Source organism: Streptomyces sp. STR69, assembly GCF_024519455.1.
Lineage (GTDB): Bacteria > Actinomycetota > Actinomycetes > Streptomycetales > Streptomycetaceae > Streptomyces.
In genome coordinates this window covers 66,165-91,673 of sequence record NZ_JALJRY010000011.1, presented here as the reverse complement: position 1 = coordinate 91,673, position 25,509 = coordinate 66,165, and the positions used below count along the sequence as shown (strand labels likewise).

Annotated in this window: 17 protein-coding genes and 1 pseudogene; 13 read left to right on the top strand and 5 right to left on the bottom strand. The window is 69.4% G+C overall.

All coding sequences use genetic code 11. The annotated features are described in order from the left end of the window. Nucleotides 1-66 precede the first annotated feature (66 nt). A complete protein-coding gene (locus OC490_RS21530; protein WP_262059606.1) occupies nucleotides 67-957 on the bottom strand; it encodes an aminoglycoside phosphotransferase family protein in 891 nt (296 codons plus the stop codon). An 842-nt stretch (nucleotides 958-1,799) separates the two neighbouring features. On the opposite strand from OC490_RS21530, the gene betA reads away from it, so the two are divergent. Next, nucleotides 1,800-3,467: a choline dehydrogenase gene (betA, locus tag OC490_RS21525; protein WP_262059605.1), complete on the top strand. Its 1,668-nt coding sequence runs from the start codon at nucleotides 1,800-1,802 to the stop codon at nucleotides 3,465-3,467. Nucleotides 3,468-3,469: 2 nt separating this feature from the next. Continuing rightward, nucleotides 3,470-3,807: pseudogene (locus OC490_RS21520) on the top strand (5,10-methylenetetrahydrofolate reductase); the annotation flags it as partial. A 232-nt stretch (nucleotides 3,808-4,039) separates the two neighbouring features. Here OC490_RS21520 and purU read toward each other — a convergent pair. Continuing rightward, nucleotides 4,040-4,912 carry a formyltetrahydrofolate deformylase gene (gene purU, locus OC490_RS21515; protein ID WP_262059604.1) on the bottom strand — a complete coding sequence of 291 codons (873 nt, stop codon included), beginning with the start codon at nucleotides 4,910-4,912 and terminating at the stop codon, nucleotides 4,040-4,042. Nucleotides 4,913-5,132: 220 nt separating this feature from the next. On the opposite strand from purU, the gene OC490_RS21510 reads away from it, so the two are divergent. The 9 genes from OC490_RS21510 (at nucleotide 5,133) to OC490_RS21470 (ending at nucleotide 19,747) form a co-directional block, all read left to right on the top strand. Then, on the top strand, nucleotides 5,133-6,602 hold the full coding sequence (locus OC490_RS21510; RefSeq protein WP_262059603.1) for an aldehyde dehydrogenase family protein: 1,470 nt from the start codon (nucleotides 5,133-5,135) through the stop codon (nucleotides 6,600-6,602). 20 nt (nucleotides 6,603-6,622) lie between these two features. Next, nucleotides 6,623-7,711, top strand: coding sequence for a glycine betaine/L-proline ABC transporter ATP-binding protein (locus OC490_RS21505; protein WP_262059602.1), 1,089 nt, complete (start codon nucleotides 6,623-6,625; stop codon nucleotides 7,709-7,711). Further along, nucleotides 7,711-9,717 (top strand): ABC transporter permease, encoded by a 2,007-nt coding sequence (locus OC490_RS21500; protein WP_262059601.1) that lies wholly within the window; start codon nucleotides 7,711-7,713, stop codon nucleotides 9,715-9,717. Before OC490_RS21505 ends, OC490_RS21500 begins: the two co-directional genes overlap by 1 nt. 14 nt (nucleotides 9,718-9,731) lie before the next feature. Continuing rightward, nucleotides 9,732-10,709 (top strand): ABC transporter substrate-binding protein, encoded by a 978-nt coding sequence (locus OC490_RS21495; protein WP_262059600.1) that lies wholly within the window; start codon nucleotides 9,732-9,734, stop codon nucleotides 10,707-10,709. Between the two features lie 216 nt (nucleotides 10,710-10,925). Beyond that, a complete protein-coding gene (locus tag OC490_RS21490) occupies nucleotides 10,926-13,364 on the top strand; it encodes an FAD-dependent oxidoreductase (protein WP_262059599.1) in 2,439 nt (812 codons plus the stop codon). A 21-nt stretch (nucleotides 13,365-13,385) separates the two neighbouring features. After that, nucleotides 13,386-14,669 (top strand): serine hydroxymethyltransferase, encoded by a 1,284-nt coding sequence (gene glyA / locus OC490_RS21485; RefSeq protein ID WP_262059598.1) that lies wholly within the window; start codon nucleotides 13,386-13,388, stop codon nucleotides 14,667-14,669. Then, nucleotides 14,666-15,898: a sarcosine oxidase subunit beta family protein gene (locus tag OC490_RS21480; RefSeq protein ID WP_262059597.1), complete on the top strand. Its 1,233-nt coding sequence runs from the start codon at nucleotides 14,666-14,668 to the stop codon at nucleotides 15,896-15,898. The genes glyA and OC490_RS21480 overlap by 4 nt, the downstream gene beginning before the upstream one ends. Before the next feature lie 11 nt (nucleotides 15,899-15,909). Further along, entirely contained in the window at nucleotides 15,910-19,143 is a 3,234-nt protein-coding gene (locus tag OC490_RS21475; RefSeq protein WP_262059596.1) for a sarcosine oxidase subunit alpha family protein, read from the top strand. Beyond that, nucleotides 19,136-19,747 (top strand): sarcosine oxidase subunit gamma, encoded by a 612-nt coding sequence (locus OC490_RS21470; protein ID WP_262059595.1) that lies wholly within the window; start codon nucleotides 19,136-19,138, stop codon nucleotides 19,745-19,747. The genes OC490_RS21475 and OC490_RS21470 overlap by 8 nt, the downstream gene beginning before the upstream one ends. 77 nt (nucleotides 19,748-19,824) lie before the next feature. Here OC490_RS21470 and OC490_RS21465 read toward each other — a convergent pair whose 3' ends face one another. After that, entirely contained in the window at nucleotides 19,825-21,285 is a 1,461-nt protein-coding gene (locus OC490_RS21465) for an MFS transporter (protein ID WP_262059594.1), read from the bottom strand. 267 nt (nucleotides 21,286-21,552) lie between these two features. On the opposite strand from OC490_RS21465, the gene OC490_RS21460 reads away from it, so the two are divergent. Continuing rightward, nucleotides 21,553-23,328: a tannase/feruloyl esterase family alpha/beta hydrolase gene (locus OC490_RS21460; RefSeq protein WP_262059593.1), complete on the top strand. Its 1,776-nt coding sequence runs from the start codon at nucleotides 21,553-21,555 to the stop codon at nucleotides 23,326-23,328. A 137-nt stretch (nucleotides 23,329-23,465) separates the two neighbouring features. After that, complete coding sequence (locus tag OC490_RS21455; RefSeq protein WP_200711347.1) at nucleotides 23,466-23,798, top strand: DUF2218 domain-containing protein; 333 nt, start codon at nucleotides 23,466-23,468, stop codon at nucleotides 23,796-23,798. A gap of 19 nt (nucleotides 23,799-23,817) precedes the next feature. Here OC490_RS21455 and OC490_RS21450 read toward each other — a convergent pair whose 3' ends face one another. Next, nucleotides 23,818-24,354 (bottom strand): NUDIX hydrolase family protein, encoded by a 537-nt coding sequence (locus OC490_RS21450; protein ID WP_200711346.1) that lies wholly within the window; start codon nucleotides 24,352-24,354, stop codon nucleotides 23,818-23,820. Nucleotides 24,355-24,369: 15 nt separating this feature from the next. After that, on the bottom strand, nucleotides 24,370-25,509 hold the full coding sequence (locus OC490_RS21445; protein ID WP_262059592.1) for an amidohydrolase family protein: 1,140 nt from the start codon (nucleotides 25,507-25,509) through the stop codon (nucleotides 24,370-24,372).

Sequence of the window (25,509 nt, the reverse complement as noted above, 5' to 3'; positions counted from 1 at the left end):
CTCCCCGTACGTCGCCCGGTCAGCGAACGGACGGTCCGCCGGACAGGACGGTGTTCACGCGGGACCTCACACGCCCACCTCGCTCTTGAGCCGGTCCAGTACCGTCCGGGCGCTGTCCACCGCCACCTGGTCCGCGCGGACCAGGCCCTCGGCCAGCGACCGCACCGCGTGCAGGCCCGTCAGACAGCGCAGGGCCTGCCGCTCCTCGGCGCCCAGCGTGCGGCCGTAGCCGTCGAAGAACGCGGTGCGCACGCGCGGCCGTTCGGCCCACAGCCCGTAGGCGAGGTGGACGAAGTCGACGACGACCGGGGCGAAACGCGCCCGGTCGAAGTCCTGGAGGGCCGGCCGCGCGGTGCCGGACCAGCGGAGGCCGGCTTCGATGCCGCCTCCGTGGATGAAGCCCAGGGGCAGCCGGTCCAGGACACACAGGTGGTCGGCGAGCACCATGACGAACTTGTGGTCCTCCGCCGACAGCCGGTCACCGGCCGTCTCGGCATGGCGTGGCGCCGCGTCGGCGAGACGGGACACGAGCGCGGCTGCCTCGCGGCGCGCGGTGGTGGTGGGCCGTCCGGCCTGGTGCAGCTCGGCGACGAGCATCCCGGCCCGCCAGTGGACCGTCCGCAGCGCGGCCTCCGTCAGCCGCACCTGCGTCAGGGGTGCGCCGGGCAGCGCGGTCAGGATCATGGCCAGGTGCCGGGCCGAAGTGGCCACCAGGCGCGGCGCGTTGCCGGGACCGAGGGCGGGCACGGCGTGCCGGTAGGCGAACGTCTCCCGGGTGAAGGCCCCAGGCGACGGCGCGGTCTTGAGGTGGAAGCGGGCATTGTCGGACCCGCGGACCACATGCCACACGGTCGCGGGTGACGAACCGGACGGGAGACGGCGTGCGGCGGTGAGCGCGCCCAGGGTGTTCTCGGCCCACGAACGGAGCGGAGCCGGAAGGAGGTTCGGGTCGGTCATGCCCCCCACCTCGGTGTCGGACGTGACGTATCCGCGACGGGCGATACGGCGGCACTGGCGCCGAACGTCGTACGGGGACCGGCAGCCGCCCGAGTCGCCTCGGGCCGTCCGGGGACGGGATGGGCGCAGACGACGGGGTTGGGGTTCATGGTTCCTCCAGAGGTCGACCAGGTGGGCAAGCGGGCATGGGCCGGTGGCGGTGTGTTCGGCGGCCACCGGAACGCATCACCAACAGGGCTGCGTACAGGCCGGGTTGGGGACGACTGATGATGACCGGGACAACGAGCCCGCCGCTGGTTTCGAACAGGCGTGTTTGAGTCGCTTCCCTGCCCCGTGGTTGCGGGGTGCTCCGCTCACGCACCCCCGAATTGCGGGGCCCACGGGGGTACCCGTCGTGGCCGAATCGCCGCCCCGCCCCGCCCCGCCTCTCCATCGACTCGAAGACTCGATGAACTCGCAACGGCTCGGGTGATCGTCCGGTCGCCCTCGGTGCGCAGCCGCCACCAGGGGTGCTACCTGCACATGCGCAAACTTCTGCGCCTCGGGGTGGTCCGCCGGACCGGCGCAACGGCACCGTCCCCCTGCCCCTGCCCCTGCCCCGGCTCCTCGACCAGGCCATGGGCGCGGTCCACCCGCTCGCTCCGTAGTCCTGCCCCGCCTGCTGCGCACCCCGGTATCGGGGGTGCCCGAGCGCTGCCCACCTCCGTCCCCGACACGCTCGACCATTGGTAACAACCCCGAAACCCGGACCTTGCAAGTTGCGTTGCTCGCAACCTGGTGCGTATGGCGATACCCGTATTAGCATGCCTCGCGTATCTACGGCGCGAGCGAGACGAGAGATCATGGCTCCCCTGCAATACGACTTCGTCATCGTCGGCGGTGGATCCGCCGGCAGCGCACTGGCGAACCGGCTCTCCGCGGACCCGGGCAATCAGGTGCTCGTCCTGGAGGCCGGCCGGCCCGACTATCCGTGGGACGTCTTCATCCACATGCCCGCCGCGCTGACCTATCCGATCGGCAGCCGGTTCTACGACTGGAAGTACGAGTCGGAACCCGAGCCGCACATGGGCGACCGGCGCGTCTACCATGCGCGCGGCAAGGTGCTGGGCGGTTCCAGCAGCATCAACGGCATGATCTTCCAGCGCGGCAACCCCATGGACTACGAGCGCTGGGCCGCCGACGCCGGCATGGAGAGCTGGGACTACGCGCACTGTCTGCCGTACTTCCGGCGGATGGAGAACTGCCTCGCGGCCGAGCCCGACGACGAGTTCCGCGGCCACGACGGTCCGCTCGTCCTCGAACGCGGCCCCGCCAGCAATCCGTTGTTCGGCGCCTTCCTCAACGCCGTGCAGGAAGCGGGCTATCCGCGCACCGACGACGTCAACGGCTACCAGCAGGAGGGCTTCGCACCCTTCGACCGCAACGTCAGCAGGGGCCGACGGCTCTCCGCCTCCAAGGCGTACCTGAAGCCCGTACGGAAGCGGCCCAACCTCACCGTCACCACCCGCGCGATGGTCAACCGCGTCCTCTTCGAGGGCAAGAAGGCCGTCGGCGTCGAATACCGGCACCGCGGCAAGGTCCACCAGGTGCGCGCCCGCGAGGTCATCCTCTGCGGCGGCGCGATCAACTCCCCGCAGCTGCTCCAGCTTTCGGGCATCGGCAACGCCGAGGAGCTGAGCGCGCTCGGCATCGACGTCGTCCACGACCTGCCGGGCGTCGGCGAGAACATGCAGGACCACCTGGAGGTGTACATCCAGTACGCCTGCAAGCAACCCGTCTCCATGCAGCCGTACATGGCGAAGTGGCGCGCTCCCTTCATCGGCCTGCAGTGGCTCTTCCGCAAGGGCCCCGCCGCCACGAACCACTTCGAGGCCGGCGGCTTCGCCCGCAGCAACGAGGACGTCGACTACCCCAACCTGATGTTCCACTTCCTGCCCATCGCGGTCCGCTACGACGGCTCCTCGCCGGCCGGCGGTCACGGCTACCAGGTGCACGTCGGGCCCATGTACTCCGACGCCATCGGCTCGGTGAAGATCAAGAGCAAGGACCCGCTGGAGCACCCGGCGCTGCGCTTCAACTACCTGTCCACGGAACAGGATCGACGCGAGTGGGTCGAGTCGGTCCGGGTCGCCCGCAAGCTCCTCAACCAGCCCGCGCTGGCTCCGTACAACGACGGCGAGATCTCGCCCGGCCCGTCCGTCGAGAGCGACGAGGAGATCCTTGCCTGGGTGGCCAAGGAGGGCGAGACCGCCCTGCATCCCTCCTGCACCTGCAAGATGGGCACCGACGAGATGGCTGTCGTCGACCCGACCAGCATGCGGGTGCACGGAGTTGAGGGGCTGCGGGTCGTCGACGCGTCGGTCATGCCGTACGTCACCAACGGCAACATCTACGCGCCCGTCATGATGATCGCCGAGAAGGCGGCCGACCTGATCCTGGGGAAGGAGCCGCTGGCTCCCTCCAAGGCCGTGTACTACCGCCACCGCGACGCCCAGAAGCAGGCCGGGTAGGGCGGGTCCTCGCCCATGTACCGCGCGATGTCGTCGTCACGGTGACGGCGTCGCCGGTCCAGGGCCTGGAGCCGACCCTCGGCCTCGTCGGACGGCTCGCGGGGCGGCGTAACCGCGTGGTCCCGCATGTGCCCGCGCGGCTGCTCCGGGACGACGCACACCTCAAGGATGTCGTCGACCTGCTCCAACAGGCCGGTGTCGACGACGTGTTCGTCCCGGCCGCCGACGCCGATCCGTCGGCCGGGGCCTGGAAGGGGCACTGTCTGTGCTGCGCCGGCTCAGTGAACTGGGCAGTCCCTTCACCCGTGTCGGCATCACCGGGTATCCCGAGAGCCCCCCGTCGCAGTGGGCCTTGTCGGGGGCTGTCGCCCCCAGACCCCCGCTTCGGCCCTGAAGGGGCCTCGTCCTCGATCGCCGGACGGGCTTGTTTCGCCGGCCTGCGTTCCAGGTCCCCGCGGATGGGCCGGATGGTGTCGACCTCGCCTCGCCTCGCGTCGCCGCGGACAGGCCGGGCAGTGCCGGCGTGCGCCTCAGGTACCGCCGCTGGAAAGCCGTATACAGCGCTCACCCCCTCACCGGAACACCACCGTCCGATTCCCGTCCACCATCACCCTGCTCTCGCTGTGCCATTTCACGGCGTGCGCCAGCACCTGCGCCTCCACGTCCCGCCCCACCGTGACCAGCTCCTCGGGGTCGAGCGAGTGGTCCACCCGGACCACGTCCTGGTCGATGATCTGGCCCTCGTCCAGCTCCGGCGTCACATAGTGCGCGGTCGCGCCCACGAGCTTCACCCCTCGGTCGTACGCCTGCTGATAGGGGCGGGCGCCCTTGAAGCTGGGGAGGAAGGAGTGGTGGATGTTGATGGCGTGGCCTTCGAGCTGCTTGCAGAGGTCGTCGGAGAGGATCTGCATGTAGCGGGCCAGCACCACCAGGTCGATGTCCAGCTCGCGCACCAGCTCCAGGAGGCGTGCCTCGGCCTCGGCCTTCGTGTCCCTGGTGACCGGGACGTGGTGGAAGGGGATGCCATAGGTGTCCGCGAGGCTCTCGAAGTCCCGGTGGTTGGAGACGATCGCCGGGATCTCGATGTTGAGGGCGCCGGTGCGCTTGCGGAAGAGCAGATCGTTCAGGCAGTGGCCGAATTTGGACACCATGATCAGGGTCCTGGTCGGCGTGGAGGCGTCCCGGAGGGTCCAGGAGATCCGGTAGGCCTCGGCGACCGGACCGAATCGGTAACGCAGTGTTTTCAGGTCGGCGTTTGGATCGGAAACGTCGAAGTGGACCCTCATGAAGAAGCGGCCCTTGAGTCGATCATCGAATTGCCGGCTCTCCAGGATGTTGCCGGAGTTCCGGACGAGGAAGCCGCTCACGGCGTGGACCAGTCCGGTGGTGTCCGGGCACGAGAGGGTGAGGACGAATTCGCGGCCAGGGTGCGGTCGAGGGGACATGGGCGGCCTCCGTCGGTGCGTGTTGCGCAACATGGTGAGCGATACGCAACATGGTTGGGCCGTGCGCCGCTCGCGGTCAAGAGGCGGCCGGGCAATGGGCCGCATGGCGAAATCGTCATCTGCCAACCCCTTGACGTATGTCTGCACATTCGCCAGGGTGTTCCACCACAAGCAATACGGTGCACAATGCGCAACGGAATTCGCTCGAAGGGCTCCACACGTGGCAGACCTGTATGTGGACGGAGAATGGCGCGACGCGGTGGCCGGCGGTCACCGTGAGATCCGCTGTCCCGCCGACGGCACGCTCACCGCGACCGTGTCCGAGGGAACGCGTCCCGACACCGAGGCCGCGATCGCCGCCGCCCGCCGCGCCTTCGACGAAGGACCCTGGCCGCGCACCCCCGAGCGGGAGCGCGCCGCCCTGCTGCTGCGCACCGCCGACATCCTTGAGCGCGACGCCAAGGAGTTCGCCCGCGCCGAGTCACTGGACTCCGGCAAACGGCTGGTGGAGAGCGAGTACGACATCGCCGACGTCGTCTCCTGCTTCCGCTACTACGGCGGGATCGGCGGCACCGACGCCGGACGGGTCATCGACACCGGACGCGACGACGCGGTGAGCCGGGTCGTCTACGAGCCCGTCGGGGTGTGCGGGCTGATCACGCCCTGGAACTACCCACTGCTGCAAGCCAGTTGGAAGGTCGCCCCGGCGCTCCTCGCGGGCAACACGATCGTCCTCAAGCCAAGTGAGCTGACGCCCTCCACCTCCATCCTGCTGATGAAGGCGCTGGAGGAGGCGGGGCTGCCGGCCGGGGCCGCCAACCTCGTCCTCGGGACGGGACCCGAGGTGGGCGCGCCGCTCTCCGAGGACCCCGCCGTTGACATGGTCTCCTTCACCGGGGGCCTGGAGACCGGCAAACGCATCATGGCCACCGCCGCCGCGACCGTGAAGAAGGTGGCGCTGGAGCTGGGTGGCAAGAACCCCAACGTCATCTTCGCCGACGCCGACTTCGAGACGGCCGTGGACTTCGCGCTCACGGCCGTCTTCCTGCATTCGGGCCAAGTCTGTTCGGCGGGCGCCCGGTTGATCGTCGAGGACTCGCTGCACGACCGGTTCGTGGATGAAGTCGTGCGTCGTGCGCGGCAGATCAGGCTCGGCGGACCCTTCGATCCCGAGGCCGAGACCGGCGCGCTCATCTCCGCACAGCACCGCGAGAAGGTCGAGGCGTATGTCGCGGCCGGGATCGCGGAGGGTGCCGTCCTGCGATGCGGTGGGGAGCGGCCGACCGAACTGGCCCTCGCCGACGGGCACTTCTACCCGCCGACCGTCCTCGACGGCTGCACGCAGGACATGCGGGTGGTGCACGAGGAGTCCTTCGGACCCGTGCTGACCGTCGAGCGCTTCACCGACGAGGACGACGCCGTACGCATCGCCAACGACACCGAGTACGGACTCGCCGGCGCCGTCTGGACCCAGGACGCGGGGAAGGCCCAGCGGGTCGCCCGGCGGCTGCGGCACGGCACCGTGTGGATCAACGACTACCACCCCTATGTGCCGCAAGCGGAATGGGGTGGCTTCGGACACTCGGGCGTGGGCCGGGAGTTGGGACCGACCGGCCTGAACGAGTACCGAGAGCCCAAGCACATCTGGCAGAACATCCAACCCCGGCCGCAGCACTGGTTCCGCGGCTGAACGCCGAAAAGAGGTCGATCGTGACCCCAGCACAGACCGAGGTGCCGCAGCGGCGCGGCACGCCCCAGGACTCGGGCCCCACCCCGGTCATCTCCGTGCGCAAGCTGTGGAAGGTGTTCGGGCCGAAGGCGGACCAGGTACCCGACTCAGAGGAACTGTGCGGGCTGACGCGCCGTGAGCTGATGGACCGCACCGGCTGCACTGCCGCCGTACGCGATGTGAACTTCGAGGTCTCGCCCGGCGAGGTCTTCGTCGTCATGGGGCTGTCCGGCTCCGGGAAGTCGACCCTGGTGCGATGTCTGACCCGGCTGATCGAACCCACCGCGGGTGAGATCGTCTTCGAGGGCGAGGACATCCGGGACGCGGACGCCAAGCGGCTGCGCGAGCTGCGGCGCCGTAAGTTCTCCATGGTCTTCCAGCACTTCGGGCTGCTGCCGCACCGTCGGGTCGTCGACAACGTGTCCTTCGGCCTGGAGATACGCGGCATGAGCAAGGCCGAGCGGACCAAACGGGCCCTGGAAGTCGTCGAGTTGGTGGGTCTGTCGGGATACGAGAACTCCTACCCCGACCAGCTCTCCGGCGGTATGCAGCAACGCGTCGGTCTGGCAAGGGCGTTGGCCGGTGACCCGGACGTCCTCCTCTTCGACGAACCGTTCTCCGCGCTCGACCCGCTGATCCGCCGTGACATGCAGAACGAGGTCATCCGTCTGCACCACGAGGTCGGCAAGACCATGGTGTTCATCACCCACGACCTGTCCGAGGCCCTCAAGCTGGGCGACCGCATCCTCATCATGCGCGACGGCAAGATGGTCCAGTGCGGTACGGGTGACGAGCTGGTCGGCGCGCCCGCCGACGACTACGTGCGCGAGTTCGTGAAGGACGTGCCGCGCGGGGACGTCCTCACCCTGCGCTGGATCATGCGTCCCGCCGTGGACGAAGACGCCCTGGACGGACCCGAGTTGGGCCCGGACGTCGTCGTACGCGAGGCCACGCGCGCGGTGCTCGCGGCCGACAGGCCGGTCAAGGTCGTCGAGAACGGCAAGCTGCTCGGCATCGTCGGCGACGAGGAGATCCTCGCGGTCGTCGCCGGGCGGGAAGGCGACGCGTGATGACCGTCGCCGTGGAGAAACCGGAGCCCGCGCAGCAAGTCGCGGACGCCGTACCGGACGTGAAGGGCCCGCGCCGCAAGATCACCCGGCCCATGATGGTGGGCGCCATCCTCGTCGTGTGGCTGGTGCTGTTCGCCGTGCTGCGCGGGAAGCAGACGCTGACGCTCGCGGCGGCCGATCTCACCGGTCTGCACCGGTGGTTCAACGACCTCAACGACTCGGTCGGTGCCAACCGCAACTCCAACCCGCTCTTCCTCTACTTCTTCAACGAGATCCGTCTCGTCATCGACAACCTGGTGACCTTCGTCCAGGACCTGATCTCGCAGCCGAGCGGCGACCGGCCGGTGCCGCAGATCGGCTGGCTCGGGGTCGTCGGCATCACCGGCCTCGTGTCCTGGGCCGTCGGCAACTGGCGGGTCGCGCTCCTCGCCATGGCCGGCTTCGCCTTCTTCGGGCTCCAGGGCCTGTGGCAGGAGAGCATGGACACCCTGGCGCTCACCCTCTCCGCGGTCCTCGTGGCGCTGGTGTTCGCGATCCCGCTGGGGGTGTGGGCGGGGCTGTCCGACCGGTTCAACCGGATCATCACGCCCTTCCTGGACTTCATGCAGACGATGCCGACCTTCGTCTACCTGGCCCCGCTCACCCTGATCTTCCTCATCGGCCCGGCCTCCGCCGTGATCGCCACGGTGATCTACGCTGCCCCGCCCGCGATCCGCATCACCGCACACGGCATCCGCAACGTCCCGGAGACGACCGTCGAGGCGGCCGACTCGATGGGCTCGACCCGCTGGCAGTCGCTGCTGAAGGTGCTGCTGCCGATGGCCAAGCGGACCGTGGTGATGGGCGTCAACCAGACCATCATGGCCGCCCTCGCGATGGTCACCATCGCGGCCCTGATCGACGCGCCCGGCCTCGGCAAGACCGTCATGCAGGCACTGCAGTCGCTCGACGTCGGTACGGCCTTCAACGCGGGCCTGGCCATCGTCATCATGGCCATCGTCCTCGACCGGGTCACCACCGCGTCCAGCACCCGGGCGGAACAGGCCCGCAATTCGTCCGGCCGCTTCCTCAAGTGGCGCCGCCCGCTGCTCGGTTCGGGCGCGGTGGTCGCCGTAGTGCTGATCTATCTGTCGCACACGTATCTGTGGGCGGCGCAGTTCCCGGGCGAAGGCACCACCGGCAGCCACATCGCCAACGCGGCGGACAGCGTGACGACTTGGGCGCAGGACAACCTCTCCGGCGTCACCAACGCCTTCCGGGACGCGATCACCAACGGTCTGCTCAACCCGTTCCAGTCGTTGCTGACCGACTCCCCGTGGTGGCTCGTCGGCGCGGCTCTGGTCGGCATCGGCGTGGTCGTCGGCGGCTGGCGGTCCGGGGTCACAACTGCCGTATGCGTAGGGCTGCTTGTCGGAACGGGCGTGTGGTCGGACGCCATGACCACGCTGGCCTCGACGATCGTCGCGACCGTGATCGTGATGCTGTTCGGCATCGCCTTCGGCGTGTGGATGGGACGGAGCACGATGGTGGACCGGCTGCTGCGGCCCACGCTGGACGCGGCGCAGGTCATGCCGCCGTTCGTCTATCTGGTGCCGTTCCTGGCGCTGTTCGGCGCGACCCGCTTCACCGCGATCGTCGCCGCCGTCGTCTACGCCGTACCGGTCGCCATCAAGATCACCGCCGACGGGGTACGGGCCGTGCCCGAGACCACCGTGGAGGCGGCCACCGCCGCCGGGTGCAACACCTGGCAGATCATCACCAAGGTTCAACTGCCGATGGCACGCAGCGCCCTGACCCTCGCGACCAACCAGGGCCTGATCTATGTGCTGTCGATGGTTGTTGTGGGCGGCCTGGTGGGAGCCGGCGCCCTCGGCTACGACGTCGTGGCCGGCTTCTCGCAGAGCGAGCTGTACGGCAAGGGCCTGGCGGCTGGGCTCGCCATCGTCCTGCTGGGAGTCATGTTCGACCGGATCACTCAGGCGGCCGCGCGCCGAACCAGCGCTTAAAGGAGCACGACACCATGGCAAGACACTGGCGTACCGGCGCGGCCGGCCTGGCCGTTCTCGGCCTCACCCTCACCGCCTGCGGCGGGGCGAAGGTCGGCGACACGTCCTCGGGCTCCGGCTCGGGCAGCAGCTCGGGCAGCTCGGCCAAGTGCGGGACCTTCAACCTCGCGGTCAACCCGTGGGTGGGCTACGAGGCGGACGCGGCGGTCGTCGCGTACGTCGCGCAGCAAAAACTCGGCTGTACGGTCAACAAGAAGGACCTGAAAGAGGAGATCGCCTGGCAGGGCTTCGGGACCGGCGAGGTCGACGCGGTCCTGGAGAACTGGGGCCACGACGACCTCAAGAAGAAGTACATCACCGGCCAGAAGACCGCCGTCGAGGCCGGCCAGACCGGCAACAAAGGCATCATCGGCTGGTACGTGCCGCCGTGGCTCGCCAAGGCGCACCCCGACATCCTGAACTACAAGAACCTCAACAAGTACGCGTCGAAGTTCAAGACCTCCGAGTCGGGCGGCAAGGGCCAACTCCTCGACGGCGACCCGTCGTACGTCACCAACGACGCCGCGCTGGTGAAGAACCTGAAGCTGGACTTCAAGGTGGTGTACGCGGGCAGCGAGACCGCGCTCATCCAGGCCTTCCGCACCGCCGAGAAGAACAAGCAGTGGGTCATCGGCTACTTCTACGAGCCGCAGTGGTTCCTGTCCGAGGTGGCGCTGAAGAAGGTCGCCCTGCCCGCGTACACGACGGGTTGTGACGCGGTCGCCTCGAAGATCGCCTGCGACTACCCGGTCTACGACCTGGACAAGATCGTCAGCGCGAAGTTCGCCAAGTCGGGCAGCCCCGCCTACAACCTGGTGAAGAACTTCAACTGGACGAACGAGGACCAGAACACCGTCGCCAAGTACATAGCGCAGGACAAGCTGTCCGACGACGCGGCGGCGAAGAAGTGGGTCGACGCCAACCAGGCCAAGGTGGACGCCTGGCTCAAGTAGCCGCAGCGGGAACCCGGTTGACCATGCCCGGTGGGCGGTGCGCGCGGACGCGTACCGCCCACCGGGCATCGCTGTGTTCGGGCCGGTGATCAGGGGCGTCGCCCGGCGTCCCGGACCCCTTGACACCCGCTCCTCGCGCCGGGCACATTGAGTTGCGCAACCTGAAGCATGTTGCGCAGACAGCAACCCGATTGCTCTCTAGCCGGAGGTGCGGCGATGGCGGGACCCCGAGTGGTCATCATCGGAGCGGGCGTCGTGGGGGCGGCGCTGGCGGACGAGATCTCCGCGCGAGGCTGGACCGAAGTGACCGTGGTCGACCAGGGCCCGCTGCCCGCCACCGGGGGCTCCTCGTCGCACGCCCCAGGACTGGTCTTCCAGACCAACTCCTCGAAGACCATGACCGAGTTGGCCCGCTACACGGTCGAGAAGTTCTGCTCGCTCGACGTCGACGGCAAGCCCTGCTTCCTCCAGGTCGGCGGCCTCGAAGTCGCCACCACCCCCGAGCGCGTCGCCGAACTCCACCGCCGTCACGGCTGGATCACCGCCTGGGGCATCGAGGCCCGCCTCCTCACCCCCGAGGAGTGCGTCGAGCACCACCCGCTCGTGAACCCGGACAGGGTCCTCGGCGGCCTGCTGGTCCCCACCGACGGCCTTGCGAAAGCCGTCCTCGCGGTGGAGGCCCAGATCCGCAGGGCCACGGACCGTGGCGTGACGTTCCTCGCCCGCCACGAGGTCCTGGACGTCCAGCGGGCCGACGGCCGCGTCACCGGCGTGCTCACCGACCAGGGCGAGATCCCCGCCGACATCGTCGTGTGCTGCGCCGGCATCTGGGGCCCGAAGATCGCCCGCATGGTCGGCATGAACCTCCCGCTGACCCCGCTCGGCCACCAGCTCGCCTGGACCGGCCCGGTACCCGCCCTCGCCGGCCAGACCGAGGAGGCCGTCCGCCCGATCCTGCGCCACCAGGACGCCGACCTCTACTACCGCGACCGCTTCGACGCCATCGGCATCGGCTACTACGGCCACCGCCCGATGCCCATCTCGGCCGACGACATCCTCTCCGTCGACGAGGCGGCCGACATGCCGTCCGTCCTCAAGTTCACCGAGGACGACTTCGCGGACGCCTGGACGGAAACCCAGTCGCTCCTGCCCGCGACGAAGGACGCGAAGGTCGAGGAGGGCATCAACGGCCTCTTCTCCTTCACCACCGACAACTTCCCCCTCCTCGGCGAGTCCCCGGACGTCAAGGGCTTCTGGGTCGCCGAGGCGGTCTGGGTCACGCACTCGGCGGGCGTCGGCCGCGCGATGGCCGAGTGGCTGGTCGACGGTTTCTGCTCGTCCTTCGACCTCCACGAGTGCGACGTGAACCGCTTCGAGCAGCACCAACTCGCCCCGGAATACGTCCTGGCCCGCGACTGCCAGAACTTCGTCGAGGTCTACGACATCCTCCACCCCCTCCAGCCGTCCGGTAAGCCGCGCCCGATCCGCACCAGCCCCTTCCACACCCGCCAGCAGGAACACGGCGCGTTCTTCCTGGAGGCCAACGGCTGGGAGCGCCCGCAGTGGTACGAGGCCAACTCGGCCCTGGTGGAAGGCCGTTCGATCCCGACCCCCAACGACTGGGCGGCCCAGTACTGGTCGCCCATCGTCGGCGCCGAGGCACAGGCCACCCGCGAGACCGTCGCGATGTACGACATGACGGCCCTCAAACGCCTCGAAGTGACCGGCCCCGGCGCCGCCGACTTCCTGGAGGGCCTGGTCACCGGCAAGGTCGCCAAGTCGGTCGGCTCGGTGACGTACACACTGCTGCTGGACGAGGACGGCGGCATCCGCAGCGACATCACCGTCGCCCGCCTGGCCCGCGACCGCTTCCAGGTCGGCGCCAACGGCAACCTCGACCTCGACTGGTTCACCCGTCACCTCCCGGCCGACGGCACGGTCCAGGTCCGCGACATCACCCCCGGCACCTGTTGCATCGGCCTGTGGGGCCCGCTGGCCCGCAAGGTCCTCCAGCCCCTGACGGACGAGGACTTCAGCAACGACGGCCTCAAGTACTTCCGCGCCAAGAACGCCTACATCGGCACCGTCCCCGTCACCGCCATGCGCCTCTCCTACGTCGGCGAACTCGGCTGGGAGCTCTACACCACCGCCGACCAGGGCCAGAAACTCTGGGACACCCTGTGGCAGGCGGCCCAGCCCCTCGGCGGCGTCATCGCAGGCCGAGGCGCCTTCAACAGCCTCCGGCTGGAGAAGGGTTACCGCTCCTTCGGCACCGACATGACCTATGAGCACGACCCCTACGAGGCCGGCGTCGGCTTCGCCGTCAAACTCGACAAGGGCGACTTCCTCGGCAAGGCCGCACTGGAACGCCGAAAGGCCGACGTACAAAGGCAGTTGACCTGCCTCACCATCGACGACCCCCGCTCGGTCGTCATGGGCAAGGAGCCGGTCTACGACGGCGAGCGCGCCGTCGGCTACGTCACCAGCGCCGCCTACGGCTACACGATCGGCAAGGGCATCGCCTACGCCTGGCTGCCCACCGAACTCGCCACCCCCGGAACGACGTTGCAGATCGGCTACTTCGACGAGCGCGTCGAGGCGGTCGTCGCGGCGGAGCCGCTGTTCGACCCGACGATGTCCCGCCTCCGAGGCTAGCCGGAAGGACGAGAACTCCGAATGAACGCGCTGAACACCCCCTTGGCCGAACTGGACCCCGAGGTCCACGCCGCGCTCCGCGCCGAACTGCACCGCCAGCAGTCCACGTTGGAGATGATCGCCTCCGAGAACTTCGCGCCCTCCGCCGTACTGGAGGCGCAGGGCTCCGTCCTCACCAACAAGTACGCGGAGGGCTACCCCGGCCGCCGCTACTACGGCGGCTGCGAACACGTCGACGTCACCGAGCGGTTGGCCATCGAGCGGGTCAAGTCCCTCTTCGGCGCGGGCTTCGCCAACGTTCAGCCGCACTCGGGCGCACAGGCCAACACGGCAGTCTTCTTCGCCCTGTTGAAGCCCGGCGACACGATCCTCGGCCTCGACCTCGCACACGGCGGCCACCTCACCCACGGCATGCGCCTCAACTACAGCGGCAAGATGCTGAACGTGGTGCCGTACCACGTCTCCGAGACCGACAACCTGGTCGACATGGACGAGGTGGAGCGCCTCGCCAAGGAACACGCCCCGAAGATGATCATCGCGGGCTGGTCGGCGTATCCACGGCAGTTGGACTTCGCGGAGTTCCGGCGGATCGCCGACGAGGTGGGCGCGCTGCTGATGGTCGACATGGCGCACTTCGCGGGCCTGGTGGCCGCAGGCCTGCACCCGAACCCGGTCCCGCACGCACACGTGACCACGACGACCACGCACAAAACCCTCGGCGGCCCGCGCGGCGGAGTCATCCTCACCAACGAGGCCGACCTGGCCAAGAAGATCAACTCGGCGGTGTTCCCCGGCATGCAGGGCGGCCCCCTGGAACACGTCATCGCCGCGAAGGCGGTCTCGTTCAAGGTCGCGGCCTCACCCGAGTTCGCCGAACGCCAGGCCCGCACGCTCGCCGGCTCCCGCATCCTCGCCGAACGCCTCACCCGAGCCGACGTGGCCGCCACCGGCGTGAAGGTCCTCACCGGCGGCACGGACGTCCATCTCGTCCTGGTCGACCTGCGCGACTCCGAGCTGGACGGCAGGCAGGCGGAAGACCTGCTCCACGAGATCGGCATCACCGTCAACCGCAACGCCGTGCCCTTCGACCCGCGTCCGCCCATGGTCACGTCGGGCCTGCGCATCGGCACCCCGGCACTGGCCACGCGAGGCTTCACGGAGGAGGACTTCGCGGAGGTGTCCGACGTGATCGCGCTGGCCCTCCAACCGAACCCGGACATAGGCGAGTTGCGCACCCGCACCGAGGCCCTCGCCGCGAAACACCCGCTCTACCCGCACCTGTCCGAGGAGGGCGACGCCCGATGACCCCCCGCACTCCGGGTGCCGACCTCCCCGAACACCCCGACTGGCTCTGGCGCACACCCGAGCCGAAACGCTCGTACGACGTGATCGTGGTCGGTGGCGGAGGCCACGGCCTGGCCACCGCCCACTACCTGGCGAAGAACCACGGCATCACGAACGTCGCGGTGCTGGAGAAGGGCTGGCTGGCGGGCGGCAACATGGCCCGCAACACCACGATCATCCGCTCCAACTACCTCTGGGACGAGAGCGCGGGCATCTACGAGCACGCGCTGAAGTTGTGGGAGGGCCTGGAGGAGGAGCTGGACTACCCGATCCTCTTCTCCCAGCGCGGAGTCCTCAACCTCGCCCACAGCCTCCAGGACGTCCGCGACAGCGTGCGCCGAGTGGAGGCGAACCGCCTGAACGGCGTGGACGCGGAATGGCTCGACGAACGGCAGGTCAAAGAGGTCTGCCCGATCGTCAACATCTCACCGGACGTGCGCTATCCGGTGATGGGGGCCACTTATCAACCACGCGCGGGCATCGCCAAGCACGACCATGTCGCCTGGGGCCTGGCCCGCTCGGCGGACGCCGCGGGCATCGACATCATCCAGAACTGCGAAGTCACGGGGCTGGACATCGTCGACGGAAGGGTGACCGGCGTACAGACGACACTCGGCCCGATAGCGGCAGGCAAGGTAGCTCTCTGCTCGGCAGGCCACACGTCCGTCCTCGCGGCCATGGCCGGCATCCAACTCCCGCTCCAGAGCCACCCGTTGCAGGCCCTGGTGTCGGAGCTGCTGGAGCCGGTCCACCCCACGGTCGTCATGTCCAACGCGGTCCATGTGTACGTAAGTCAGGCGCACAAGGGCGAGTTGGTGATGGGCGCGGGCATCGACTCGTACAACTCCTACACCCAGCGCGGCGCGTTCCACATCATCGAGGAACAGATGGCGGCGGCGCTGGAACTGTTCCCGGTCTTCGCCCGCGCGCACGTGCTGCGCACCTGGGGCGGCATCGTGGACGTCACCCCCGACGCCTCACCCATCGTCGGCCTCACCCCGGTCGACAACCTCTACCTGAACTGCGGTTGGGGAACGGGAGGCTTCAAGGCCACTCCGGGTGTCGGCTGGGTCTACGCGCACACGATCGCCCACGACACGCCTCACCACCTCAACGCCCCCTTCTCGCTCGACCGTTTCACCACCGGCGCGCTCGTCGACGAGCACGGCGCCGCCGCGGTGGCCCACTAGGGAGCCCAACCATGCTGCTGATCCCCTGCCCCTGGTGCGGGCCCCGCGACGAGGCCGAGTTCCACTACGGCGGCCAGGCCCACGTGGCCTACCCGGAGAGCCCGGCCGACCTGACCGACGAGGAATGGGCCCGCTACCTGTTCTTCCGCGCCAACCCCAAGGGCCCGTTCGCAGAACGGTGGAGCCACGCGGCGGGCTGCCGCCGCTGGTTCAATGCGGTACGGGACACGTCGACGAACGAGATCCTGACGGTGTACCGGGCGGGGGAGCCGCAACCGACCGCGGCATCAGCCCGTCCGGCGTTTGAGGACGAGGCCCCTTCAGGGCCGACGGGGGTCCAGGGGGCGGAGCCCCCTGGGAACGGGGTCGAAGGGGCAGAGCCCCTGGAGGACGGGACGGGTAGGGGCGGCGGGGGCGAGACAAATCCGTTCCGCCACCCCACCCGAGGCCGAATCCACCGAGACACCCCCCTCACCTTCACCTTCGACGGCACCGAATACACGGGCTGCAAAGGCGACACCCTCGCCTCCGCCCTCCTCGCCAACGGCGTCATCCAAACCGGCACCAGCATCAAACTCGGCCGCCCCCGAGGCATCTTCACCGCCGGAGTGGAAGAACCCAACGCGGTCATCCAGATCGAGGCCCCCTTCCCGGAGCCGATGCTCCCCGCGACCACCATCGAGCTCTACGACGGCCTGGTAGCGACCGGCCTCCCCGGTCAGGGCCGCCTGGCCACCGCCCCGGACCCGGCCCGCTACGACGCCGTCCACACCCACTGCGACCTGCTTGTGGTCGGCGCAGGCCCCGCCGGCCTCGCGGCAGCATCCGCCGCCGCCCGCAGCGGAGCCCGGGTCATCATCGCCGACGACCACCCCGAACTGGGCGGCAGCCTCCTGGACACGGCCCAACTCCTCGACTGGGCAGCGGAGTTGAGCGAGGAACTCACCACCACCCCCGACGTACGCGTACTGACCCGCACCACCGTCTTCGGCCACTACGACGACAACCACCTCCTCGCCGTGGAACGCCGCACGAACCACCTGGGCGCAGCGGCCCCCGCCCACGTCTCCCGTGAACGCGTCTGGCGCATCCGCGCCCGCCGAGTCGTCCTCGCAACGGGCGCGCACGAACGCTCACTTGCCTTCGCGGACAACGACCGCCCCGGAGTGATGCTCGCCGCCTCGGCCCGCGCGTACGTCAACCGCCACGGCGTCCTGCCCGGCCGCCAGGCCGTCGTCTTCACCACCAACGACAGTGCGTACGCAGCCGCGTTGGACCTGGCGGCGGCCGGCGTGCAGGTCGCCGCGATCGTGGACACCCGCCCGTCGGAACCGGGCGAGTGGGCACGCCGAGCCCGTGAGGCCGGCATCGAGGTACTGACCGGTCACGCCGTCGTCGCCACCGAGGGAGCCCCGCGACTGACCGCCGTGACGGTCGCCCCGTACGGCGAAACCACAGGCACGACACGGCACTTCGCGACCGACCTCCTCCTGGTCTCCGGCGGCTGGAACCCCGTCGCCCACCTCTTCAGTCAGGCCGGCGGCAAACTCCGTTACGACGACACCCTCGGCTCCTTCGTCCCCGACACCTGCCGACAGGCCGTCGAGGTCGCGGGCAGCGCGAACGGGGCGTCGGACCTGGCCGAAGTCCTCGCCCAGGGCGCAGCCGCAGGCGCCCGCGCGATCGAGGCCGAGGGTTACACCGCCGAGGCACCGAACCTGCCCCCGGTGCCCACCGAACCCGGCACCACCCCCGCCATGCAGGTGTTCCTCGTCCCCTCCGCCACCGCAGCCCCCCGCTTCGTGGACCTCCAACGCGACGTGACCGTGGGCGACTTGACCCGTGCCACCGGCGCCGGCCTCAACTCCGTCGAGCACACCAAGCGCTACACGACGGCCGGCACGGCCAACGACCAGGGCAAGACCTCCGGCGTCCTGGCAAGCGGGGTGGTCGCGGAACTCCTCGGCGTCGACATCTCGGACCTCGGCACAACAACATTCCGTCCGCCCTACACACCCGTCTCCTTCGCCACCCTCGCGGGCCGCGACCGGGGCGCACTGCACGACCCGATCCGTACAACTGCCCTGCACGACTGGCACGTCATGCAGGGCGCCCTGTTCGAGAACGTCGGCCAGTGGAAGCGCCCTTGGTACTACCCGCGGGACGGCGAGGACATGGAGACCGCCGTGCTGCGCGAGTGCGCGGCGGCCCGCGAGGGTGTCGCCTTCATGGACGGCTCCACCCTCGGCAAGATCGACGTACAGGGTCCCGACGCACCCGTCTTCCTCGACCGGCTCTACACCAACATGATGAGCAACCTGAAGGTCGGCATGATCCGTTACGGCGTCATGTGCCGCCCGGACGGCATGGTCTTCGACGACGGTACGGCCATCCGACTCGCACCGGACCGCTACCTGGTCACCACGACCACGGGCAACGCCGCCGCCGTACTCGACTGGATGGAGGAGTGGCACCAGACCGAGTGGCCCGAACTCCGCGTCCACTGCGCCTCGGTGACCGAACAGTGGGCCACCGTCGCCCTGGTCGGCCCCCGCTCCCGCGAGGTGCTCGGCTCGCTCGCGCCCCAACTGGCGGTCGGCAACGACGACTTCCCGTTCATGGCCTGGCGGGACACGGCAGTCGCGGGCATCGAGGCCAGGGTGTGCCGGATCAGCTTCTCCGGCGAACTCGCCTACGAGATCAATGTGTCACCGTGGGAGGCGCTCGCCCTGTGGGAGGCCCTGTACGAGGCCGGCGCCCCCTTCGGCATCACCCCGTACGGCACCGAGACCATGCACGTCCTGCGTGCCGAGAAGGGCTACCCGATCATCGGCCAGGACACCGACGGCACCGTAACTCCCCAGGATCTCGGTATGAGTTGGGCGGTCTCGAAGAAGAAGCCGGACTTCATCGGCAAGCGCTCCTACGCCCGCGCCGACGCCGTCCGCCCCGACCGCAAACACCTGGTCGGCCTGCTCCCCGACGACCCCGCCGCCTTCCTCCCCGAGGGCACCCAACTGATCGCCGACAGCGTGCTTCCGGCCCCGCCCGTCCCGATGCTCGGCCATGTCACCTCCAGCTACCGCAGCGCCGCCCTCGGCCGCACCTTCGCCCTCGCCCTGATCAAGGGCGGCCGGGACCGCATCGGCGAACGCCTCTACGCCCCCGTGGGCGACCGGCTGATCCCGGTCACCGTCGCAAGCCCCGTCCTCTACGACCCCGAAGGAGCCCGCCGCGATGGCTGACACCGTCCTCTCCGTGCCGCGCCGCAGCCCGCTCGCGGGTGCAGCGGGCCGGCTGGCCGCCGCGACGCGCTCCTCCGGCGGCGCGGTCCGGCTGGCCGAGCTGCCCTTCCTGGCCCAGGTGAACGTCCGGCTCGACGCGAAGGGCGCGGCGGCGGACGCCGTAGGACTCGCTCTCGGCCTGTCCCTGCCTCTGGAGCCCAACACCGTTGTGCGGGCGGGGGAGTTGACCGCACTGTGGCTCGGTCCCGACGAGTGGCTGGTGGTGGGGCCGCCGGACACACAGCGGGAGGTGGAGAGCCGGATCCGGGCGGCGAGCGGTGACGAGCACGTGGCCGTCACCGATGTGTCCGCCCAGCGCACCACGCTGCTCGTCTCGGGTGCCCGGGCCCGCGATCTGCTCGCCCACGGCTGCCCGCTGGACCTGCACCCGCGTGCCTTCGGCGCCGGGCGCTGCGCTCAGACCAGCGTGGCCCGCACCCAGGTCGTGCTGGTCGCCCGGGACGAACCCGGGGCCGGATTCTGGGTGTTGGTGCGTTCGTCCTTCGCCGGGTATCTGACGGACTGGCTGCTCGACGCGGCGGCCGAATACGTGCGGAACGACTGAACCCGCCCTGTGCCGAAGGCCGTTCGCCCGTCGCCGGGAGAACGGCCTTCGGCTTGTTCGGGGCTGTCCGCGTGGCGTCAGACCGCCTGGCCGACCACCACCTCGTCGAGGTGCTTGGTCTTGGGGATCAGGAGAATGAGTGCCGCGCCCACGGTGACGCATGCGACGACCAGCCAGAGCCCGTTCGTGAAGCCGGCGTCGAGGTAGAACTGGGTGCCCTTGAGGACGGCCCCGTGCTGCGCCATCACGACGAAGGCCACCTGGGAGACGATGATCTGCGCGACGCCCATACCGAGGGTCTGGACGCCGTTGGCCAGCGCCTGCTCCTCGGGGGTCACCGCCTCGATGATCATGATGGGCACACTGGCCATGACGATGCCCGTGCCCAGCCCGGCGAACACGCCCATCCCGATGATCTGCGGGGCGCTGTGGTGCAGGTGGGTGCCGAGACCGTAACCGAAGATCGCGAGCAGAGCACCGACGCCCAGCAGGATCCGCGAGTCCATCCGGCGGGCGAGCGCGCCGGTACCGACGGCCCCCACGATGATCATGGCGCTGATCGGGCTGGTGACGATGGCGTTGTGGGTCCCGGACCAGCCCAGGCCGTCGGAGATGGTGGGGATCTTGGGCATCAGTATCAGGAGCTGGATCACCACGCCGACGGCGCTGAGTGCGCCGGCCGCGACGGATGTGGCCAGAAGCACGGTCCACACCGGACGACGCCGGGTCATGGACGACGGGAACAGCGGTTCGGCGACCCGGCGCTCGACGAGCACGAAGACGATCAACGCGACAGCCGACGCGACGACCCAGGTGATGAACTTGCCGCTGCTCCAGCCCCAGTGCGACCCCTCACCGACGGCGTAGACGAGCGCGGTGATCCCGCCGCCGAGAAGGATTCCGCCGGCCCAGTCCATTCGGCCGGCCGCCGCACGGATCGGGCTCTCCGGCACGAAGGCGGCCACCAGGACGAAGCTCAGTGCGGTGCTGATGGCCATGAACCACAGCACGCCGCGGAAGCCGTAGTCGTCCAGGAGCCAGCCCGACAGGAAAGGCCCGCCGAAGGCGACGAGACCGATGCCGCCGGCGAGGATTCCGCTGGCGAGGCCCACCCAGCGGCGGGGGAACACATCGCGGGTGATCGCGTAGGCGAGCGGGGCGGTGGCTGCGTAGATGCCGGCGATGCCGCGCCCGATCAGCAGGGTGCGGTAGTCAGTGGCGACGGCGGCGACCAGGTCGCCGGCGAAGCCGAGCCCGGTGGCGGCGAGCAGGACGCGCTTCTTGCCGAAGATCGCCGCGGCCTTGACGGCGAAAGGCAGGAAGAAGGTCCCGGTCAGCAGGGTCATCAGGGTGAACCAGGCGATATTCGTGGTCCGGAAGTGGATCGCGACATCGGCCTGCGCGATGCCGGACAACGCGGCGACCAGTGCGACCAGTTGGACGGTCCATACGAGAGCGACGATGACGAGGACATTGCGGGTCGTCGAGAGAGATCTCTCGTCTTCCCGTGGGGTGGTGAGCTGGGTCTGGGAGGACATCGGCGGCCTTCCGTAAGTGAGCGGAGCGAAGGTCCAGAGAGCCGATAAATTAGACCTAACGGTCGGTACAATCAATAAGTTGCGCAGAAAGAAAGCTAACGTTGTGGCGAGCGTCGGCTCCGGCCCTGGTCAGCGGTATCGGGCCAAGTCTTCGACGAAATCGTCAACAATAGAGTCGACGCTATTGCCTACGGATTAAGGGAGAGCTACGTTCCTCGCCGTGCCGCCGCACGACCCCTCATCCGGCGAGCGAACGGAGTACCCAGCATGCCCAAGCTGTTCCGATGGTGTCGGTGGAATTCGGCGACCTTCCTGGCCGCCCTCGCGGCGGCCGTCGCCCTGGTGATCGGGGCGAGCCTGGTGCTGGCCAACAGTGCCATCGGCGGTGCGCAGGCCGCCGACTCGGCCTCGGCGAAGGCCGTTTCGGCGAGTACCTCGACCTCGGGCATCGCACCTGCCATGTCCTGCTCCGGCGTCGCCCAACTCGACCTGGCCGCCGCCGTCCCCGGTGTGCCCTTCGAGATCAGCTCGGCCACCGAACTCGCCGCGAGCGCCAACACCCTTGGCAACTGGGCGGCTTGTGACGTCAAGGGCGTCATCGCCCCGCAACTCCACTTCGAGATCAAACTCCCCGAGACCGGCTGGCAGGCCAACTACCTCCAGGTCGGCTGCGGTGGCCTGTGCGGCAACACCAACGTCACCAGCGCTCCCGCCTCGACCGGCTGCGTCCCGCTGACCACCGGCGCCTTCGCCGTCGCCTCCAGCGACGAGGGCCACTACCAGGGCGGCGGCCTCTTCTCCACCGACCCCACCCTGAGCGCCGACTTCGGCTACAAGTCCGACCACGAACTGGTCCGGGCGGCCAAGGCGATCATCGAGCAGTACTACGGCCGGGCCGCCACCCACTCCTACTTCGACGGCTGCTCCCAGGGCGGCCACCAGGCCCTCACCGAGGCCCAGCGCTACCCGACCGACTTCGACGGCATCATCGCCGGCGCCCCGGCCAACAACTTCACCGCGCTGAACACCTTCTCGCACGCCTGGACCGCCCAGTCCGTGTACCTGAACGGCGGCCCGGCGACGATCACCAACGCCGACCTCGCCGACCTCCACACGGCCGTCCTCAAGGGCTGCGGCGCCCCCGCCGACGGCATCATCGCCGACCCGCTCAGCTGCACCTGGGACCCCGGCACCATCCAGTGCAAGACCGGCCAGACCTCGACGTCCGACGCGTACTGCCTGACCGACGACCAGGTCACCACCCTGCGCCGCATCTACGCGGGCCCGACCGAGGACCACGGCCAACTCCTCTACCCGGGCTACCAGTTGCGCGGCTCCGAGCTGAACTGGGCCGGCATCATCACCCCGGCCACCGCGACCGGCGCCAGCGGCGACATCAGCTTCGTCCGGGAGACCCTGCGCTACCAGATCTTCGACAGCCCCCAACCGGCCCTGACCTACAAGGACATCAAGTTCACGGCCGCCTACTACGCCAAGGTGATGCGGCCCAACGAGGGCATGTACGACGCCACCGACCCCGACCTCACCGCGTTCAAGAAGGCCGGCGGCAAGATCGTCCTCTGGCACGGTCTCGGCGACCAGCACATCCCGGCCGTGGGAACGATGGCCTACTACAAGGCGGTTGAGAAGGCCGTCGGCGGCGAGGCGGCCACCAAGTCCTTCGCCCGGCTGTTCCTGCTCCCGGGCGTCGCGCACTGCGGCGGCGGCCAGGGCCCGAACACCTTCGACGCGCTGACCGCGATCACCGACTGGGTCACCCAGGGCGACGCCCCGGCGAGTCTGACGACCAGGTCGGTGGACAGCAGCGGCAACACCACCGCCTCGCGCCCGGTCTACCCGTTCCCGTACTACGCGAAGAACACCACGGGCGGTCCGGACACCGACGCGAGCAGCTACACCCCCGTCAAGTCGACCGCCGAGGCCGGCCTCAAGCTCAACTGGCTCGGCTCCTTCCGCTCCGGCTACGAGACGGTCGGCAACTGGGTGGGCCGCAAGTGGGTGGTCACCAAGGGCAAGAGCTGACGTACGGCGAAAGCCGGGGAAGGCGACCGGGACGGCATCCATACGTTTCGGAGCGTGCCGGGTGTCGTGTCAGTGCGGTCGGCCCGACTCTCCGGCACCATCGAGTCGTTGTGCACCTCCGTCACCCTGGAGCCGTCATGTCCCGATCGGAAGCCCGCGTCGTCACCGACCGACCGCAGCGCTACGCCAAACAACTCGCCTCCCACCTGGGCCGCCGCAGCGAGACCAGTTGGGACGAGGAGACCGGGGAGGGGCGTCTCGTCTTCCAGGACGGCACAGGATCGCTGACCGCCACCGAGGGGGCGTTGCTGCTCGCGGTGGAGGCGGAGCCCGAGTTCCTCGATCGGCTGGAAGACGTGGTGGGGCGGCATCTGGTCCGTTTCGGCACCAAGGACGAGTTGGTCGTCGAGTGGCGGCGCGACAACGGCGAACCCGGCAGCAGTCAGCGCAGCCCGGGCGACACTGCCTGAGCCGCGGTGGCCGTCCCGGTCAGGACACGCAGCCCACATGGGCCAGCGCCTGCTTGAGCAACACCCCGTGCCCGCCCGGCATCTCGCTGCGCAGCGCCTCCGAGGCGGCCTCCTCCGGGCTGAACCACACGAGGTCGAGGGCGTCCTGGCGGGGGCGGCAGTCGCCGGTGACCGGCACGACGTAGGCGAGGGACACCGCGTGCTGCCGGGGGTCGTGGTACGGGGTGACGCCGTGCGTCGGGAAGTACTCGGCGACCGTGAACGGCTGCAGCGAGGCCGGGATGCGGGGCAGCGCGACCGGGCCGAGGTCCTTCTCCAGGTGGCGCAGCAGGGCGTCGCGGACCCGCTCGTGGTGCAGCACGCGGCCGGAGACCAGGGTGCGGTTCACCGTGCCGTCAGGGCCGATGCGCAGCAGCAGGCCGATGCTGGTCACCTCGCCGCTGTCGTCGACGCGGACGGGCACCGCCTCGACGTACAGGATCGGCATGCGGGCGCGTGCCTGTTCGAGGTCGTCGGCGGACAGCCAACCGGGCGTGGTATCGGTCATGTCAGACATTGCTTGATCATACTTTCAGTGTCCGTCGGATAGCCGGTAGACCCGGCGGGCGTTGTCCGCTCCCGCCCAGCGCGCCAGTCGCAGCGCGTCGGGCAGGCCCAGTTCGCCGTCGTCCACCCGGTCCTGGAGCAGATCCCCCAGACCCCGGCGGAACGCCAGCGCGCCGAGCCCGTAGAACTCGGCCAGACCATAGGCGTCGGAGCTGTACAGCAGTTTGCGGAAGGGTGTGATCTCCAGCGCCTCAGCCAGTACCGTCCGAGCCCGGACCGGACCTACATGATGCAGGGTGAGTCCGACATCCAGGTACACCCGCTCGAAGACGGCCGCCAGGTAGCCGGCCTGGCGCTGGTACGGCCAGCAGTGCAGGAGCAGCACCGGGATCGTGCCGGCGGTCAGGTGCAGCCAGTCCGTGAGGAGGGCGGGGTCCGCGCGGTGCAGCCGGATGTCGTTGTCGCCGAAGCCCGTGTGGAGCTGGAGGGGGAGTCCCAGGTCGACCGCGGTCCACAGCAACTCCCGCATGAGCACCGGGTCTTCGAGGCGACCACCGCGGACCAGCCAGCCGCGGGCCGCCCGGGTCACCTCCGCATCCGAGGGCCTGGCCGGGTCGAGATCGAACCCGGTCCGGTACGCGGCCACCGACTTCACCCCCACCACCCCCGGCCGCCGCACCGCGTCAAGGGCGGCGGCCCGAAAGGCGTCGGCATACCCGTCCGGCTCGACACCCCGCGCGGCCACCCCCTCCGCGACGGTTTCGAGCCGTACGACCTCGTGGGCCACCGCGCCCGCCGCCCCGGCGAGTTCGGCGGGCGTGGTGACGGAGTGCGGGGCGAATCCCGTGTCGACGCAGAACACCCCGGTCCCGGCAGCGGCGAGGAAACGCCGGTTGACCTCGCCCGGGCCCAACTCGGCGCGCCGGGCGAGGTATTCGTCGGCGGGCGCGTGCCGCTCCAGGTCCAACAGGGGTGCGCAGTAACGGCGTACGGCGATCCCGACCGGGCTGTCGAACGGTGAGATCCCGCTGCCGGGCCAGACGTCCCCCTCGGTGAGCAGCGACTCGAAGGCCGTCCGGTCCAGGTCCTCGGTGACGACTCCGTGGCAGTGGTGGTCCACCAACTCCAGCGCGGCGAGCGCCTCGTGGACCGGTCCGGTGCCCAT